General features: G+C 64.4%; 11 protein-coding genes. 10 read left to right on the forward strand and 1 reads right to left on the reverse strand.

Annotation, left to right across the window (positions count from 1 at the left end; genetic code table 11):
• Positions 1-43 precede the first annotated feature (43 nt).
• Entirely contained in the window at positions 44-2515 is a 2472-nt protein-coding gene (locus HMPREF2924_RS01155) for a penicillin-binding protein 1A (RefSeq protein ID WP_003135771.1), read from the reverse strand.
• Between the two features lie 184 nt (positions 2516-2699).
• Between HMPREF2924_RS01155 and pilM the strand changes: the two genes are divergently transcribed.
• From pilM to HMPREF2924_RS01205, 10 genes are all read left to right on the forward strand, one after another.
• Positions 2700-3764, forward strand: a complete 1065-nt coding sequence (gene pilM, locus HMPREF2924_RS01160) for a type IV pilus assembly protein PilM (protein ID WP_003110888.1) — start codon at positions 2700-2702, stop codon at positions 3762-3764.
• Positions 3764-4360, forward strand: a complete 597-nt coding sequence (gene pilN, locus HMPREF2924_RS01165) for a type 4a pilus biogenesis protein PilN (RefSeq protein ID WP_003095839.1) — start codon at positions 3764-3766, stop codon at positions 4358-4360. The genes pilM and pilN overlap by 1 nt, the downstream gene beginning before the upstream one ends.
• The gene (pilO, locus tag HMPREF2924_RS01170; protein WP_003103268.1) at positions 4357-4980 is read left to right on the forward strand and encodes a type 4a pilus biogenesis protein PilO; all 624 of its coding nucleotides are present in this window, start codon (positions 4357-4359) and stop codon (positions 4978-4980) included. Before pilN ends, pilO begins: the two co-directional genes overlap by 4 nt.
• Positions 4977-5501, forward strand: coding sequence for a type 4a pilus biogenesis lipoprotein PilP (gene pilP / locus HMPREF2924_RS01175; RefSeq protein ID WP_003095836.1), 525 nt, complete (start codon positions 4977-4979; stop codon positions 5499-5501). Before pilO ends, pilP begins: the two co-directional genes overlap by 4 nt.
• A gap of 53 nt (positions 5502-5554) precedes the next feature.
• Positions 5555-7699 carry a type 4a pilus secretin PilQ gene (pilQ, locus tag HMPREF2924_RS01180; protein WP_003135767.1) on the forward strand — a complete coding sequence of 715 codons (2145 nt, stop codon included), beginning with the start codon at positions 5555-5557 and terminating at the stop codon, positions 7697-7699.
• Between the two features lie 11 nt (positions 7700-7710).
• Positions 7711-8229, forward strand: coding sequence for a shikimate kinase AroK (aroK, locus tag HMPREF2924_RS01185; RefSeq protein WP_003095833.1), 519 nt, complete (start codon positions 7711-7713; stop codon positions 8227-8229).
• 49 nt (positions 8230-8278) lie between these two features.
• On the forward strand, positions 8279-9385 hold the full coding sequence (aroB, locus tag HMPREF2924_RS01190) for a 3-dehydroquinate synthase (RefSeq protein WP_003135765.1): 1107 nt from the start codon (positions 8279-8281) through the stop codon (positions 9383-9385).
• A gap of 6 nt (positions 9386-9391) precedes the next feature.
• Positions 9392-11047, forward strand: coding sequence for an AAA family ATPase (locus HMPREF2924_RS01195; RefSeq protein WP_003141778.1), 1656 nt, complete (start codon positions 9392-9394; stop codon positions 11045-11047).
• Positions 11048-11271: 224 nt separating this feature from the next.
• Positions 11272-15717: a glutamate synthase large subunit gene (gltB, locus tag HMPREF2924_RS01200; RefSeq protein ID WP_003110182.1), complete on the forward strand. Its 4446-nt coding sequence runs from the start codon at positions 11272-11274 to the stop codon at positions 15715-15717.
• A 28-nt stretch (positions 15718-15745) separates the two neighbouring features.
• Positions 15746-17179 carry an FAD-dependent oxidoreductase gene (locus HMPREF2924_RS01205; RefSeq protein ID WP_003095829.1) on the forward strand — a complete coding sequence of 478 codons (1434 nt, stop codon included), beginning with the start codon at positions 15746-15748 and terminating at the stop codon, positions 17177-17179.
• Positions 17180-17278: the final 99 nt, after the last annotated feature.

A 17278-nucleotide genomic window follows, 5' to 3' on the forward strand; every position in this document is an offset into this window, starting at 1 on the left:
GCGCCTCGCGTTCCGTCGTCGTCAACGAAGCGCAGGCGCCGGTTCAGAACAGGTCGATCGGCGCGCCTTCGTCATCCGGCAGCGGGCTGCCAGGGAAGCTGCCCGGCGGCAGTTCGTTGACCGAGGGCGGGGTGTCCTCGTTCTTGAACATCTCGAAATAGGCGCCGGGAGTGCCCGGCGCGGCCGAACGGCCGGTCACCGGGTCGATGCGCAGGCTGACGATGCCTGGCGGCTCGGCCATGGTGTGCATCGGCTTGTCCTTGAGGGCGAAGCCCATGTACCTGATCCAGATCGGCAGCGCGACGGTACCGCCGTACTCGCGGCGACCCAGGGTCTCCGGCTGGTCGAAGCCGACCCAGACGCTGGTCACGTAGTCGGAGTTGTAGCCGGAGAACCAGCCATCCTTGGAATCGTTGGTGGTGCCGGTCTTGCCGGCCAGGTCGGTGCGCTTCAGCGCCAGGGCGCGGCGCCCGGTACCGCGCTTGATCACGTCCTGCAGCATGCTGGTCATGATATAGGCGGTACGGGCATCGATGATCCGTTCGGCCGGGGTCGGCTCGAAGGTGGTCTGGGCCTTGGCGGCGACTTGCTGGGCTTCGATCGAACCTTCGCCTTCGGCGCTCTCCGGATGCTCGGGGTCGCCAGGATTCCCGGCGTCTTCCGCATCCGGCGCAGCGACCTGTTCTTCCACCGGTACGCGGGGCGGATTGGCCTGGTACAGCACCTGTCCGTCGCGGCTCTCGATGCGTTCGATGACGTACGGATTGACCTTGTAGCCGCCGTTGGCGAATACGCTCCAGGCGCCGGCGATTTCCATCGGTGTGACTGTCGCGGTACCCAGGGCCAGGGAGAAGTTGCGCGGCAGTTCGTCGCGCTGGAAGCCGAACTTGGTGATGTAGCTGATCGCCCGCTCGATGCCCAGGCCCTGCAGGACGCGGATCGAGACCATGTTGCGGGACTTGTACAGGGCTTCGCGCAGCGGGATCGGGCCGAGGAAGGTGTTGGTGTCGTTCTTCGGTCGCCAGACCTTGTCCAGGTACTCGTCGACGAACACGATCGGCGCATCGTTGACCAGGCTGGCGGCGGTGAAACCGTTGTCCAGGGCCGCGCTGTAGATGAACGGCTTGAAACTGGAGCCCGGCTGGCGCTTGGCTTGGATCGCGCGGTTGTAGTTGCTCTGCTCGAAGGAGAAGCCGCCGACCAGCGAGCGGATCGCCCCGTCCTTCGGGTCCAGGGAGATCAGCGCGCTCTGTGCGGCGGGAATCTGTACGAAGCGCAGGGTGCCGTCTTCCTGGCGCTGCACGCGGATCTGGTCGCCGGCCTGGGCCACGTCGGCGGGCTGGCGCGGCATCGGGCCCATGCTGTTGTTGCTGAGGAAGGGGCGTGCCCATTTCATGCTATCCCAGGTCACGGCTTCTTCCTTGCCGTCGCGGGTCATCACCATGATCCCGCTCTTTTCCACCTGGGTGACGATCGCCGGCTCCAGGCCGCCGATGCTGCGTTGCTGGCCCAGGTGCTTGAGCCAGGCGTCGCGGGTCTGGCCCGGTAGGCGGGTCTCCGGGCCGCGGTAGCCGTGGCGCTGGTCATAGTCGATGAGGCCGTCGCGGACCGATTGGCTGGCGGCGTTCTGCAGGTCGCTGCGGACCGTGGTGATGACCTTGTAGCCCTCGGTATAGGCCTCGCTGCCGTAGCGGCCGACCATCTCGGCACGGGCCATCTCGGCGATGTAGGGCGCATTCAGTTCGGGGGTCTGCACGTGGTAGGAGGCGTTGATCGGCTCCTCGACGGCGGCCTGGTAGCGTTGCTGGTCGATGAAGCCGAGCTTGAGCATGCGCTCGAGGATCCAGTTGCGCCGTTCCGTGCTGCGGGTCGGGTTGACCAGCGGGTTGTAGCGCGAGGGCGCTTTCGGCAGGCCGGCGATCATCGCCATCTCGGCCAGGCTCAAGTCTTTGATCGGCTTGCCGTAATAGACCTGTGCGGCAGCCTCGATGCCATAGGCACGGTTGCCCAGGTAGATCTTGTTGACGTAGAGCTCGAGGATCTCGTCCTTGGTCAGCTGTCGCTCGATCTGCAGGGCCAGGAGGATTTCATTGATCTTTCGCGAGAAGCTTCTTTCATTGGTAAGGAAGTAGTTCTTCGCTACCTGCATGGTGATGGTGCTGCCGCCAGTCTGGATGTGACCGCTTTTCAATAATTGCGCGGCGGCGCGCATTAGGCTTTTCACATCGACGCCATAATGGTTGGCGAAATTGTCGTCCTCGGCGGACAGCAGGGCATGGATGAAGTCCTGCGGGATGTTGGCGAAGCGGATCGGCGTCCGGCGCATCTCGCCGAACTCGGAGATCAGCTTGCCGTCCTCGCTGTAGACCTTGAGGGGGATCTGCAGCTGGACGTTACGCAGAGCTTCCACCGAGGGCAGGCTGGGACTCAGATAGAGATAGGCGCCGCTGAAACTGAGCAGCACTCCACAAATCAGGGTGACGCAAGTCCACCACAGGAACTTCAGCAGGCGCATGGGTAGATTCGGATTTCCAGGAAAAAGAAAGAGTTAAGCGAATAGGACAGGAAAAAGGCAAAAGCTGTTCACATTATAAGCAATTTTTCTGTGACCTAGCCATTTGCCTGGCCTTCGGCTCTGGTATCTAATGTGAAAAAAGAAGAATCGTTCGTAAGTATTGAACGCTAATAGGGAATTGGTCGTGCTAGGGCTCATAAAGAAGAAAGCGAACACCTTGCTGGGGATCGACATCAGCTCGACCTCGGTAAAGCTCCTTGAGTTGAGCCGCTCCGGAGGCCGCTACAAAGTGGAGGCCTATGCCGTCGAGCCGCTTCCGCCGAATGCAGTCGTGGAAAAGAACATCGTCGAGCTGGAAGGGGTCGGCCAGGCGTTGTCACGGGTGCTGGTCAAGGCGAAAACCAACCTGAAGTCGGCCGTGGTCGCCGTCGCCGGTTCGGCGGTGATCACCAAGACCATCGAGATGGAGGCCGGGCTTTCCGAGGATGAACTGGAAAACCAGCTGAAGATCGAGGCCGACCAGTACATCCCCTATCCGCTGGAGGAAGTCGCCATCGACTTCGAGGTCCAGGGGCTCTCCGCGCGCAATCCCGAGCGCGTGGACGTACTCCTGGCCGCCTGTCGGAAAGAGAACGTCGAGGTTCGCGAAGCGGCCCTGGCGCTGGCCGGCCTGACCGCCAAGGTGGTCGATGTCGAGGCCTACGCGCTGGAGCGCTCCTATGCGCTGCTGAGCAGCCAGCTGGGTGCCGACACCGACCAGTTGACCGTGGCGGTAGTGGACATCGGCGCGACCATGACCACCCTGAGCGTCCTGCACAACGGACGCACCATCTATACCCGCGAACAGCTGTTCGGCGGTCGCCAGCTCACCGAGGAGATCCAGCGGCGTTACGGACTCTCGGTGGAGGAAGCCGGTCTCGCCAAGAAGCAGGGCGGTCTTCCGGATGACTACGACAGCGAAGTTCTGCGTCCGTTCAAGGACGCCGTGGTGCAGCAGGTTTCCCGCTCGCTGCAGTTCTTCTTCGCCGCCGGACAGTTCAACGACGTCGACTACATCGTCCTGGCGGGCGGTACGGCGTCTATCCAGGATCTCGATCGGTTGATCCAGCAGAAGATCGGCACCCCGACCCTGGTCGCCAACCCGTTCGCCGACATGGCGCTGAACGGCAAGGTGAATGCCGGCGCCCTGGCCAGCGACGCTCCGGCGTTGATGATCGCCTGCGGCCTGGCGTTGAGGAGTTTCGACTGATGGCACGGATCAACCTTCTACCCTGGCGCGAAGAGCTGCGCGAGCAGCGCAAGCAGCAGTTCCTAGTGATTCTTGGCGGCGTCCTGGTGGCATCGGCGGCGCTGGTATTCCTTGGCGACCAGTACTTCACCGCGGCCATCGAGAACCAGAACGCCCGCAACGACTTCCTGCGCAAGGAAATCGTCGTACTCGACGCCCGGATCAAGGAAATCAGCGAACTGAAGTCGCGGCGCCAGCAATTGCTCGAGCGGATGAAGATCATCCAGGACCTGCAGGGCAACCGTCCCATCATCGGACGGGTGTTCGACCAGCTCGTGCGGACCTTGCCCGACGGCGTGTATTTCACCGACCTGAAGATGACCGGCAAGAACATCGCCATCGCCGGCGCGGCCGAGTCCAACAACCGCGTTTCCAATCTCATGCGCAACATGGACGCGTCCGAGTGGCTGACCGCCCCGACCCTGAACGAGGTCAAGGCGGTGACCCAGGGCGCGGTGGACCAGGCCAACGTGTTCCAACTGACCGTGCAGCAGACGCAGCCCGGCGAGGAAGACGCCAAGGCGAAGCATGGGGTTGCGCAAGGAGCCAAGAAATGAGTCTGGCCAGTTCCCTGGAAAGTCTGCGCAAGATCGATATCAACGATCTCGACCTGAACAACATCGGTTCCTGGCCGGCGGCGGTCAAGGTCATCGTCTGCGTGCTGCTGACCGCGGCGGTCCTGGCGCTGGGCTACAACTTCCATCTGAGTGACATGCAGGCTCAGCTCGAACAGCAGGCCGCGGAAGAGGAGACGCTCAAGCAGCAGTTCTCCACCAAGGCCTTCCAGGCCGCGAACCTGGAAGCCTACAAGGCACAGATGAAGGAGATGGAAGAGTCCTTCGGCGCCTTGCTGCGGCAGTTGCCCAGCGACACCGAGGTACCCGGGCTGCTCGAGGACATCACTCGTACCGGCCTGGGCAGCGGCCTGGAGTTCGAGGAAATCAAGCTGCTCCCCGAGGTTGCCCAGCAGTTCTACATCGAGCTGCCGATCCAGATCAGCGTGGTCGGCGGCTACCACGACCTGGCGACCTTCGTCAGCGGCGTGTCCAGCCTGCCGCGGATCGTCACCCTGCATGACTTCGAGATCAAGCCGGTCGCGCCCGGCAGCACGTCCAAGCTGCGCATGAGCATCCTGGCCAAGACCTATCGCTACAACGACAAGGGGCTGAAGAAATGAGAGCCCGCCTGATTCTGAGCAGCCTGCTGCTCGCCAGCCTGGCCGGATGCGGTGGCGGTTCCGATTTCGCCGACCTGCAGTCCTACATGGACGAGGTTCGCGCCCGACCCAAGGGTACCATCGAGCCGTTGCCGAAGTTCCAGCCGTACGAGGCCTTCACCTATAGCGCCGCGTCGCTACGCAGCCCGTTCCAGCCGCCGGTGAAGATCGACCTGACCGTGCGGCAGAAGGGCAACAAGGTGATCAAGCCCGATGAGACGCGGGTCAAGCAGTTCCTGGAAGGCTTCAACATCGAGACCTTCGAGATGGTCGGCACCCTGTCCAACGCCCAGGGCACCTTCGCCCTGGTGAAGGGCGCGGGTGGCGTGCACCGGGTGAGGGTCGGGGACTACCTGGGGCGCAACGACGGCAAGGTCGTCGGCATCAGCGAAGGAAAAATAGACGTGATCGAAATCGTTCCTGACGGAGAGGGGAACTGGCTGGAGCGTCCGCGCAGCCTGACTCTCAAGGAACGCTCCTGAGGGCGGGGAAAAACATGCATAACCAACAGCAGTCTGTACAACGGAGTCGGACGATGAACAGTGGCCTCTCGCGCCTCGGGATCGCTTTGCTGGCCGCCATGTTCGCGCCGGCATTGCTCGCCGCGGACCTGGAGAAACTCGACGTGGCGGCACTGCCTGGCGACCGGGTCGAGCTAAAGCTGCAGTTCGACGAGCCCGTCGCCGCGCCGCGTGGCTATACCATCGAGCAGCCGGCGCGAATCGCCCTCGATCTGCCGGGGGTGCAGAACAAACTCGGCACCAAGAATCGCGAGCTGAGCGTGGGCAATACGCGCAGCGTCACGGTGGTCGAGGCGAAGGATCGCACACGGTTGATCATCAACCTGACCGCGCTGTCGTCCTACACCACCCGGGTGGAAGGCAACAACCTCTTCGTGGTGGTCGGCAATTCGCCGGCCGGCGCCAGCGTCGCTTCCGCCGCTCCGGTCAAGGCAAGCCCGGCTCCGGCCAGCTATGCCCAGCCGATCAAGCCCAAGCCGTACGTGCCGGCGGGTCGTGCCATCCGCAACATCGATTTCCAGCGTGGCGAAAAGGGCGAGGGCAACGTGGTCATCGACCTGTCCGACCCGACCTTGAGCCCGGATATTCAAGAACAGGGCGGCAAGATCCGCCTGGACTTCGCCAAGACCCAGCTGCCGGATGCGCTGCGGGTTCGCCTGGACGTCAAGGACTTCGCCACGCCGGTGCAGTTCGTCAACGCCAGCGCGCAATCCGACCGTACCAGCATCACCATCGAGCCGAGCGGGCTCTACGACTACCTGGTCTACCAGACCGACAATCGCCTGACCGTCAGCATCAAGCCGATGACCACGGAAGACGCCGAGCGGCGCAAGAAGGACAATTTCGCCTATACCGGCGAGAAACTGTCGCTGAACTTCCAGGACATCGACGTGCGTTCGGTACTGCAGCTGATCGCCGACTTCACCGACCTGAACCTGGTGGCCTCGGATACCGTGCAGGGCAATATCACCTTGCGCCTGCAGAACGTGCCGTGGGACCAGGCGCTGGACCTGGTGCTGAAGACCAAGGGCCTGGACAAGCGCAAGCTCGGCAACGTGCTGCTGGTGGCCCCGGCCGACGAGATCGCCGCCCGTGAGCGCCAGGAGCTGGAAGCGCAGAAGCAGATCGCCGAGTTGGCGCCACTGCGTCGGGAACTGATCCAGGTGAACTACGCCAAGGCCGCGGACATCGCCAAGCTGTTCCAGTCGGTGACCAGCGATGGTGGCCAGGAAGGCAAGGAAGGCGGGCGCGGCTCGATCACCGTCGACGACCGCACCAACAGCATCATCGCCTATCAGCCCCAGGAGCGACTGGACGAACTGCGGCGGATCGTTTCGCAGCTGGATATTCCGGTGCGCCAGGTGATGATCGAGGCACGCATCGTCGAGGCCAACGTCGGTTACGACAAGAGCCTCGGTGTGCGCTGGGGTGGCGCTTATCACAAGGGCAACTGGAACGGCTACGGCAAGGACGGCAATATCGGGATCAAGGACGAGGACGGCATGAACTGCGGCCCGATCGCCGGCAACTGTACTTTCCCCACCACGGGAACCAGCAAGTCGCCGTCGCCGTTCGTCGACATCGGCGCCAAGGATGCCACCTCCGGGATCGGCATCGGCTTCATCACCGACAACATCATCCTCGACCTGCAACTGTCGGCGATGGAAAAGACCGGCAACGGCGAGATCGTCTCCCAGCCCAAGGTCGTGACCTCGGACAAGGAAACCGCGAAGATCCTCAAGGGCCAGGAAGTACCCTACCAGGAGGCCAGCTCCAGCGGCGCTACCAGCACCTCGTTCAAGGAGGCCGCGCTGTCCCTCGAGGTGACCCCGCAGATCACCCCGGACAACCGGATCATCGTCGAAGTGAAGGTGACCAAGGATGCGCCGGACTTCGATCGCGCACTGAACGGCGTACCGCCGATCAACAAGAACGAGGTCAACGCCAAGATCCTGGTCAACGACGGCGAGACCATCGTCATCGGCGGCGTGTTCAGCAACACCCAGAGCAAGTCGGTGGACAAGGTGCCGTTCCTCGGCGACCTGCCTTACCTGGGGCGGCTGTTCCGGCGCGATACGGTCTCGGACGTGAAAAACGAACTTCTGGTTTTCCTGACACCGCGGATCATGAATAATCAGGCCATCGCAATCGGTCGCTGATATCGAACAACGTGGTCAACCTGATCCTCGTCGGCCCGATGGGTGCTGGAAAGAGCACCATCGGGCGCCTGCTCGCCAAGGAGCTGCATCTCGCGTTCAAGGACTCCGACAAGGAGATCGAACAGCGGTGCGGCGCGAATATCCCATGGATCTTCGATGTCGAGGGCGAGGTCGGTTTCCGCGAGCGCGAGCAGGCCATGCTCACCGAACTCTGCGCCGCCGACGGCATGGTGATCGCCACCGGCGGCGGGGCGGTGATGCGCGACGGTAACCGCCAGGTGCTGCGCGCCGGTGGCCGGGTTGTGTACCTGCATGCCTCGGTCGAGCACCAGATCGCGCGCACGGCGCGGGACCGCAACCGCCCCTTGTTGCAGAAGCCCAACCCGGGACAGATCCTCCGCGACCTGATGGCGCTGCGCGACCCGCTCTACCGCGAAATCGCCGATGTGGTGGTGGAGACCGACGAAAGGCCGCCGCGCCTGGTCGTCCAGGAAATTCTCGAACGCCTGCGCAAGTTGCCGCCCCGCTGAGGCGCGGCGAATTGCGTTATCCTATTGCCCTTTCCTGTCTGGGGGCCTCATGCGCACACTTCACGTCGATCTAGGCGAGCGTAGCTATCCCATTTACATCGGTGAAAACCTGCTGGGCGACGCCCGCTGGTTCGCGCCGCATATCGTCGGTCGCCGGGTCGCGGTGATCAGCAACGAAACGGTCGCTCCTCTCTATCTGGAAACCCTGCTCAAGGCACTGCAAGGCCACGAGGTCACCTCTGTGGTGCTGCCCGACGGCGAGGCCTACAAGCAGTGGGAAACCCTGCAACTGATCTTCGATGCCCTGCTGAAGGAGCGGCATGACCGCAAGACTACCCTGATCGCCCTGGGCGGCGGCGTCATCGGTGACATGGCCGGTTTCGCCGCGGCCTGCTACCAGCGTGGGGTCAACTTCATCCAGGTGCCGACCACCCTGTTGTCCCAGGTCGACTCCTCGGTGGGCGGCAAGACCGGGATCAACCATCCGTTGGGCAAGAACATGATCGGTGCGTTCTACCAGCCCCAGGCGGTGGTCATCGACACCGCGTCGCTGAAGACGCTGCCGTCCCGCGAGCTGTCCGCCGGGCTGGCGGAGGTGATCAAGTACGGTTTCATTTGCGACGAACCGTTCATCACCTGGCTGGAAGCGCACATGGATGCCTTGCTGGCACTGGAGCCGACCGTTGTCACCGAGGCCATCGAGCGCTCTTGCGCGGCGAAGGCCCGCGTGGTGGGCGCCGACGAGCGCGAGTCGGGCGTGCGTGCCACGCTGAATCTCGGCCATACCTTCGGTCACGCGATCGAGACCCAGCAAGGTTACGGCGTCTGGTTGCACGGCGAAGCGGTAGGGGCGGGAACCGTGATGGCACTCGAGATGTCGCATCGGTTGGGTTGGCTGAGCGCCGCCGAGCGCGATCGCGGTATCCGCCTGCTGCGCCGGGCTGGCCTGCCCGTGGTACCGCCGGCCGAGATGACGGCGGAAGATTTTATGGAACACATGGCCGTCGACAAGAAAGTGCTCGATGGCCGCCTGCGTCTGGTTTTGCTGCAAGGACTGGGGAATGCCGTGATCACCGGCGATTTTCCCCGTGAGATCTTGGACGCGACCCTGCGCACCGACTATCGGGCCTTGGCCGACCAGCTTGGAGATGAATGAGGTCCCATGACCAGCTTGCATGCCGATGAGGCCTTCCTGGGCCACTACCAATTCAGTCACGACCCGTTCGCGCCGCGCGTTCCGGGTTTCAAGTTCTTCCCGGCGCAGCGCAAGCCGGTGCTCGGCCAGTTGCACCATCTGGCCCGCTACAGCCAGCTCCTGCTGCTGGTCACCGGGCCCCTGGGCAGCGGCAAGACCCTGCTGCGCCAGGCGCTGGTGGCCAGCACCAACAAGGATGCGGTCCTCAGCGTGGTGATCTCGGCGCGCACCGCCGCCGACGAGACTTCGTTGCTGCGCCAGGTGGCGCAGGGCCTGAGCATCAACCAGGCGAGCCTGGAGGCGATCCTGACCAAGGTGGCGCAGCTGGCGATCACCGGGCAGGACGTCTACCTGATGGTGGACGATGCCGAGCAGCTCCAGGACAGCGCGCTGGAAGTGCTGTTGCTGCTGGCTTCCGGCACCAACGAGGGACGCCTGCATGTATTCCTGTTCGGTGAGCCGTCGTTGCTGCCGCGCCTGGAGGTGTTTTCCGAGGGTGAGGAGCGCTTCCATGCCATCGAGTTGCAGCCATACAGCGAAGAGGAAACCCGCGACTACCTGGCCCAGCGTCTCGAGGGCGCCGGGCAGGGCATCGAGCTGATTTCCAACGACCTGCTGGTGGACATCCACGAGCAGTCGGAAGGCTGGCCGGGAGCGATCAACCAGGTCGCCCGCGATGCCCTGATCGAAGCGATGCTGGCCAATCGTGGCGCAGCGCGCAAGGCAACCGGAGGGTCTTTCAACTTGCCCAAGAAGCATCTGGTGATTCTTGCGGTCGTGGCCATCGGCGTGATCGCCGCCTGGTTCATGCAAGGCAAGAGCAAGCCGGAGGCGCCGCAGACCGCCTCTACCGAATTGTCCATGAATGGCGCTACGCCGGCCCAGGCCCAGCAGCCGGGCAGCGGCCCGGCCGTGGAGTTCAACGGCTCCAGCCAGCCGTTGCCGCTACCGTTGGTCGGCGAGTCGCAGCCGGTCATTCGCGAGCCGCTGGCCCAGGCCGCCGGGCAAGGTGGCGACGACGAAGGCGGCCTGCCGTCCGCCGCGGTGCCGCCTACCGTTTCCAGCTCGGCTCCTCCGGTGACGCCGCTGGCCAACAACGGCGTCACGCCGATGCATCCGGTGCCGCCGGCGCCGACCGAACCGACCGCGCCTGCGGCGACCCCGACTCCGGCGCAGACCCCGGCACCGGCCGCGCCGGTCGCCAGCGCCCCGGCCAGCAAGCCGGCCCCGGCCCCCGCTCCGGCCAAGCCGGCGGCGAGCAAGCCGGCCACCACCGCCGCGGCGAAGCCGGCCCCGGCTCCGGCCGCCAAGCCGGCCAGCGGTGGCGGTGCGGGAAGCCAGTGGTATCGCAACCAGTCTGGTGGTAACTTCGCCCTGCAGATCCTCGGTACCGGCTCCGAAGCCAATGCCCAGGCGTTCATTCGCCAGCAGGGCGGCGGCGATTTCCGCTACTTCAAGAAAACCCTGCAAGGCAAGCCGTTCTACGTCGTCACCTATGGCAGCTTCCCGAATCGTGCCGCCGCCCTGGCCGCAGTGAAAAAACTGCCGTCCAAGGTGCAGGCCGGCAAGCCGTGGCCGCGTACCTTCGCCAGCATCCAGCAGGAGATCGGCCAGGCGCATTGATCCGACCTGCCGTCGCCTCTTGACGAAACTCGCTAGTCGTTAGCATGGCCGGCGGGTTTCGTCTTTCATTTTGGCGACATTGAATTTCATTTTCTCGCCGCAAAATTTGTGAGGCCTTGTGCACCTATGTACAATGGCCTCCCTTTGCCTGTCGAAAACTCGCCGCATGAGCGGGTGACAGGCGAAGTAGATGACTAAAAAAGTTTTGCCGGTGAGAGTTCCTTATGAAAGCAGGTCTGTACCATCCTGAAACGTTCAAGGATAACTGCGGATTTGGCCTGATCGCCCATATGCAGGGCGAGCCGAGCCATCAACTTCTGCAAACCGCAATCGAAGCACTGACCTGCATGACCCACCGCGGTGGGATCAATGCCGATGGCAAGACCGGGGACGGCTGCGGGCTGCTGATCCAGAAGCCCGACCTGTTCCTGCGTGCCGTCGCCAGGGAAGCCTTTTCTGTCGACCTGCCCGAGCAATACGCGGTGGGCATGGTGTTCTTCAACCAGGACCCGGTGAAAGCCGAGGCGGCACGCGAGAACATGAATCGCGAGATCGTCGCCGCCGGACTGGAGCTGGTCGGCTGGCGCAAGGTGCCGATCGATACCAGCGTTCTCGGCCGCCTGGCGCTGGAGCGCCTGCCGCAGATCGAACAGGTGTTCATCGGCGGCGCCGGCCTGAGCGACCAGGACTTCGCCATCAAGCTGTTCAGCGCACGGCGCCGCTCGTCGGTAGCCAACGCCGCCGACAGCGACCACTACATCTGCAGCTTTTCGCACAAGACCATCATCTATAAGGGCCTGATGATGCCGGCCGACCTGGCCGCCTTCTATCCGGACCTTGGCGACGAGCGCCTGCAGACCGCGATCTGCGTATTCCACCAGCGCTTCTCCACCAACACCCTGCCGAAATGGCCGCTGGCGCAGCCTTTCCGCTTCCTCGCCCACAACGGCGAGATCAACACCATCACCGGCAACCGCAACTGGGCCCAGGCGCGGCGGACCAAGTTCACCAACGAACTGATCCCCGACCTGGAAGAGCTAGGCCCGCTGGTGAACCGCGTCGGCTCCGACTCGTCGAGCATGGACAACATGCTCGAACTGATGGTCACCGGCGGCATGGACCTGTTCCGCGGCCTGCGCATGATCATCCCGCCGGCCTGGCAGAACGTCGAGACCATGGACGCCGACCTGCGCGCGTTCTACGAGTACAACTCGCTGCACATGGAGCCCTGGGATGGCCCCGCCGGCGTCGTGCTGACCGACGGTCGCTATGCCGTCTGCCTGCTCGACCGCAATGGCCTGCGCCCGTCGCGCTGGGTCACCACGAAGAACGGCTACATCACCCTGGCCTCGGAGATCGGCGTCTGGGACTACAAGCCCGAGGACGTCATCGCCAAGGGTCGCGTCGGTCCGGGGCAGATCCTCGCGGTGGACACCGAGACCGGCCAGGTCCTGCACAGCGACGACATCGACAACCGCCTGAAGTCGCGCCATCCCTACAAGCAATGGCTGCGGCAGAATGCCCTGCGCATCCAGGCGACCCTGGACGACGACCATGGCGTGGCCAGCTACGACGCCGACCAGCTCAAGCAATTCATGAAGATGTTCCAGGTCACCTTCGAGGAGCGTGACCAGGTGCTGCGTCCGCTCGGCGAGCAGGGCCAGGAAGCGGTGGGCTCCATGGGCGACGATACGCCGATGGCGATCCTCTCCCGGCGCATCCGCTCTCCGTACGATTACTTCCGCCAGCAATTCGCCCAGGTCACCAACCCGCCGATCGACCCGCTGCGCGAAGCCATCGTGATGTCCCTGGAAACCTGCCTGGGCGTCGAGCAGAACATCTTCGAGGAAGCCCCGCACCATGCCAACCAGGCGATCCTCACCACTCCGGTGATCTCGCCGGCGAAGTGGCGGACCATCATGACCCTGGACCGCCCGGGCTTCGACCGCCACTTCATCGACCTCAACTACGACGAGTCGATGGGCCTGGAGGCCGCGGTGCGCAACATCGCCGACCAGGCCGAGGAAGCCGTGCGCGGCGGCAAGGTGCTGCTGATCCTCAGCGACCGCCATATCGCTCCCGGCAAACTGCCGGTGCATGCTGCCCTGGCCGTCGGCGCGGTGCACCACCGCCTGGTGCAGACCGGGCTGCGCTGCGACTCCAACATCCTGGTGGAGACCGCCACCGCCCGCGATCCGCACCATTTCGCGGTGCTGATCGGCTTCGGCGCCTCGGCGGTCTATCCGTTCCTCGCCTACGAGGTGCTGGCCGACCTGATCCGCACCGGTGAAGTGCTGGGCGACCTCTACGAGGTGTTCAAGTACTACCGCAAGGGGATCTCCAAGGGCCTGATGAAGATTCTCTCGAAGATGGGCATCTCCACCGTCGCGTCCTACCGTGGCGCGCAGCTGTTCGAGGCGGTGGGCCTGTCCGACGAGGTCACCGGCCTGTGCTTCACCGGAGTCGCCAGCCGCATCCAGGGCGCGCGCTTCGTCGATATCGAGAACGAGCAGAAGCTCCTGGCCGCCGAGGCCTGGAGCAACCGCAAGCCGATCCAGCAGGGCGGCTTGCTGAAGTTCGTCTATGGCGGCGAATACCACGCCTACAACCCGGATGTGGTGAATACCCTGCAGGCTGCCGTGCAGCAGGGCGACTACGAGAAGTTCAAGGAATACACCGCGCTGGTGGACCAGCGCCCGGTGTCGATGATCCGCGACCTGTTGCAGGTGAAGACCGCCGCGCAGCCGCTGGCGCTCGACGAGGTGGAGCCGCTGGAAGCCATCTTCAAGCGCTTCGATGCCGCCGGGATTTCCCTCGGCGCGCTGTCGCCGGAGGCCCACGAGGCGCTGGCCGAGGCGATGAACACCCTGGGCGGTCGCTCCAACTCCGGCGAGGGCGGCGAGGACCCGGCGCGCTACGGCACGCTGAAGAGTTCGAAGATCAAGCAGGTGGCTACTGGCCGCTTCGGCGTGACCCCGGAATACCTGGTCAACGCCGAGGTCCTGCAGATCAAGGTGGCCCAGGGCGCCAAGCCCGGCGAGGGCGGCCAGTTGCCGGGCGGCAAGGTCAACGGCCTGATCGCCCGCCTGCGCTATGCGGTGCCCGGCGTGACCCTGATCTCGCCGCCGCCGCACCACGACATCTACTCCATCGAAGACCTGGCGCAGCTGATCTTCGACCTCAAGCAGGTCAACCCGCAGGCGCTGGTATCGGTGAAGCTGGTGTCCGAGCCGGGCGTCGGCACCATCGCCGCCGGCGTGGCCAAGGCCTATGCGGACCTGATCACCATCTCCGGCTACGACGGCGGTACCGGCGCCTCGCCGATCACCTCGATCAAGTACGCCGGCTCGCCCTGGGAACTGGGCCTGGCGGAAACCCACCAGACCCTGCGCGGCAACGACCTGCGCGGCAAGGTCCGGGTGCAGACCGATGGCGGCCTGAAGACCGGCCTGGACGTGATCAAGGCGGCCATCCTCGGCGCCGAGAGCTTCGGCTTCGGCACCGCGCCGATGATCGCCCTGGGCTGCAAGTACCTGCGCATCTGCCACCTGAACAACTGCGCCACCGGCGTGGCGACGCAGAACGACAAGTTGCGCAAGGACCACTTCATCGGCACCACCGCGATGGTGATCAACTTCTTCACCTTCATCGCCACGGAAACCCGCGAGTGGCTGGCGCGCCTCGGTGTGCGCAGCCTGGGCGAGCTGATCGGCCGCACCGACCTGCTGGAGATCCTCCCCGGCGAGACCGCCAAGCAGCAGAACCTGGATCTCGCTCCGTTGCTGGGCAGTGAGCTGATCCCGGCCGACAAGCCGCAGTTCTGCGAGGTGGAGAAAAACCCGCCGTTCGACCAGGGCCTGCTGGCCGAGAAGATGGTCGAGCTGTCGAAGGCCGCCATCGAAGGCCTGAGCGGCGGCGAGTACGAGCTGGACATCTGCAACTGCGACCGATCCATCGGCGCGCGGGTATCCGGCGAGATCGCCCGCCTGCACGGCAACCAGGGCATGGCCAAGGCACCGGTGGTGTTCCGTTTCAAGGGCACCGCGGGACAGAGCTTCGGCGTGTGGAACGCCGGTGGCCTGCACCTGTACCTGGAAGGCGACGCCAACGACTACGTAGGCAAGGGCATGACCGGCGGCAAGCTGGTGATCACCCCGCCCAAGGGCAGTCCGTTCAAGACCCAGGAATCGGCCATCGTCGGCAACACCTGCCTGTACGGCGCCACCGGCGGCAAGCTGTTCGCCGCCGGAACCGCCGGCGAGCGCTTCGCCGTGCGCAACTCCGGTTCCCATGCGGTGGTGGAAGGTACCGGCGACCACTGCTGCGAATACATGACCGGCGGTTTCGTCTGCGTGCTGGGCAAGACCGGCTACAACTTCGGCTCCGGCATGACCGGGGGCTTCGCCTACGTCCTCGACATGGACAACACTTTCGTCGACCGCGTGAACCACGAGCTGGTGGAAATCCAGCGGATCAGCGGCGAGGCGATGGAGGCCTATCGCAGCCACCTGCGCAAGGTCCTGGTCGAGTACGTGAACGAAACGGCAAGCGAGTGGGGCGCGAACATCCTGGAAAACCTGGATGACTACCTGCGTCGGTTCTGGCTGGTGAAACCGAAGGCGGCCAGCCTCGGTTCGCTGCTGACCAGCACCCGTGCCAACCCGCAATAAGCGCCCGAAGTTGTGATGAGGTTTCGATATGTCTGAACGTCTGAATTCCGACCGCCTGAACAACGACTTCCAGTTCATCGAAGTCGGGCGCAAGGACCCGAAGAAGAAGCTGCTGCGCCAGCGCAAGCGCGAGTTCGTGGAGATCCACGACCTGTTCAAGCCGCAGCAGGCCGCCGACCAGGCCCACCGCTGCCTGGGCTGCGGCAACCCCTACTGCGAGTGGAAGTGCCCGGTGCACAACTTCATCCCGAACTGGCTGAAGCTGGTTTCCGAAGGCAACATCCTGGCCGCCGCCGAACTGTCGCACCAGACCAACACCCTGCCGGAAGTCTGCGGCCGGGTCTGCCCGCAGGACCGCCTCTGCGAGGGTGCCTGTACCCTCAACGACGGCTTTGGCGCGGTGACCATCGGCTCGGTGGAGAAATACATCACCGATACGGCCTTCGCCATGGGCTGGCGCCCGGACCTGTCCAAGGTCAAGCCGACCGGCAGGCGCGTCGCGGTGATCGGTGCCGGCCCGGCCGGCCTCGGCTGCGCCGACGTGCTGGTGCGCAACGGCGTGACCCCGGTGGTGTTCGACCGCAACCCGGAGATCGGCGGCCTGCTGACCTTCGGCATTCCCGAGTTCAAGCTGGAGAAGCACGTCCTCAGCCGTCGCCGCGAGGTGTTCACCGGCATGGGCATCGAGTTCCGCCTGAACACCGAGATCGGCAAGGACGTGACCATGGAGCAGTTGCTCGATGAGTACGATGCCGTGTTCATGGGGATGGGCACCTACACCTACATGAAGGGCGGTTTCCCCGGCGAGGACCTGCCGGGCGTACACGACGCCCTGGACTTCCTGATCGCCAACGTGAACCGCAACCTCGGCTTCGAGAAGTCGGCCGAGGACTTCGTCGACATGAAGGGCAAGCGCGTGGTGGTCCTGGGCGGCGGCGACACCGCGATGGACTGCAACCGCACTTCGATCCGCCAGGGCGCCAAGTCGGTGACCTGTGCCTATCGCCGTGACGAAGAAAACATGCCGGGCTCGCGCAAGGAAGTGAAGAACGCCAAGGAAGAGGGCGTGAAGTTCCTCTTCAACCGCCAGCCCATCGCCATCGTCGGCGAGGACCGGGTGGAAGGCGTGAAGGTGGTCGAGACCCGTCTCGGCGAGCCGGACGCCCGCGGACGCCGCAGCCCCGAACCGATCCCCGGTTCCGAGGAGATCATCCCGGCGGAAGCCGTGCTGATCGCCTTCGGCTTCCGGCCGAGTCCGGCGCCGTGGTTCGAGCGCTTCGAGATCGCCACCGACAGCCAGGGCCGCGTGGTGGCTCCGGCGCAGGCGCAGTTCAAGCACCAGACCAGCAACCCGAAGATCTTCGCCGGTGGCGACATGGTCCGTGGTTCCGACCTGGTGGTGACGGCGATCTTCGAAGGACGTACCGCGGCCGAAGGCATTCTCGACTACCTTGGCGTCTGACCCGCGGCGCCACCGGCGCTGCGACAAATCACCGCGATAGACAAAAGGCACGGCCCCCGCCGTGCCTTTTGTTTTGTGCTTTGCGACAATAGCGGCCCT

It is taken from the genome of Pseudomonas sp. HMSC063H08, assembly GCF_001813645.1.
Classification (GTDB): Bacteria; Pseudomonadota; Gammaproteobacteria; order Pseudomonadales; family Pseudomonadaceae; genus Pseudomonas; species Pseudomonas aeruginosa.

Coding starts and splice junctions, on each gene's coding strand:
- pilQ (WP_003135767.1), top strand. CDS start 5,555: ATGAACAGTGGCCTCTCGCGCCTCGGGATCGCTTTGCTGGCCGCCATG.
- HMPREF2924_RS01155 (WP_003135771.1), bottom strand. CDS start 2,515: ATGCGCCTGCTGAAGTTCCTGTGGTGGACTTGCGTCACCCTGATTTGT.
- gltB (WP_003110182.1), top strand. CDS start 11,272: ATGAAAGCAGGTCTGTACCATCCTGAAACGTTCAAGGATAACTGCGGA.
- aroB (WP_003135765.1), top strand. CDS start 8,279: ATGCGCACACTTCACGTCGATCTAGGCGAGCGTAGCTATCCCATTTAC.
- pilN (WP_003095839.1), top strand. CDS start 3,764: ATGGCACGGATCAACCTTCTACCCTGGCGCGAAGAGCTGCGCGAGCAG.
- pilO (WP_003103268.1), top strand. CDS start 4,357: ATGAGTCTGGCCAGTTCCCTGGAAAGTCTGCGCAAGATCGATATCAAC.
- HMPREF2924_RS01195 (WP_003141778.1), top strand. CDS start 9,392: ATGACCAGCTTGCATGCCGATGAGGCCTTCCTGGGCCACTACCAATTC.
- pilP (WP_003095836.1), top strand. CDS start 4,977: ATGAGAGCCCGCCTGATTCTGAGCAGCCTGCTGCTCGCCAGCCTGGCC.
- HMPREF2924_RS01205 (WP_003095829.1), top strand. CDS start 15,746: ATGTCTGAACGTCTGAATTCCGACCGCCTGAACAACGACTTCCAGTTC.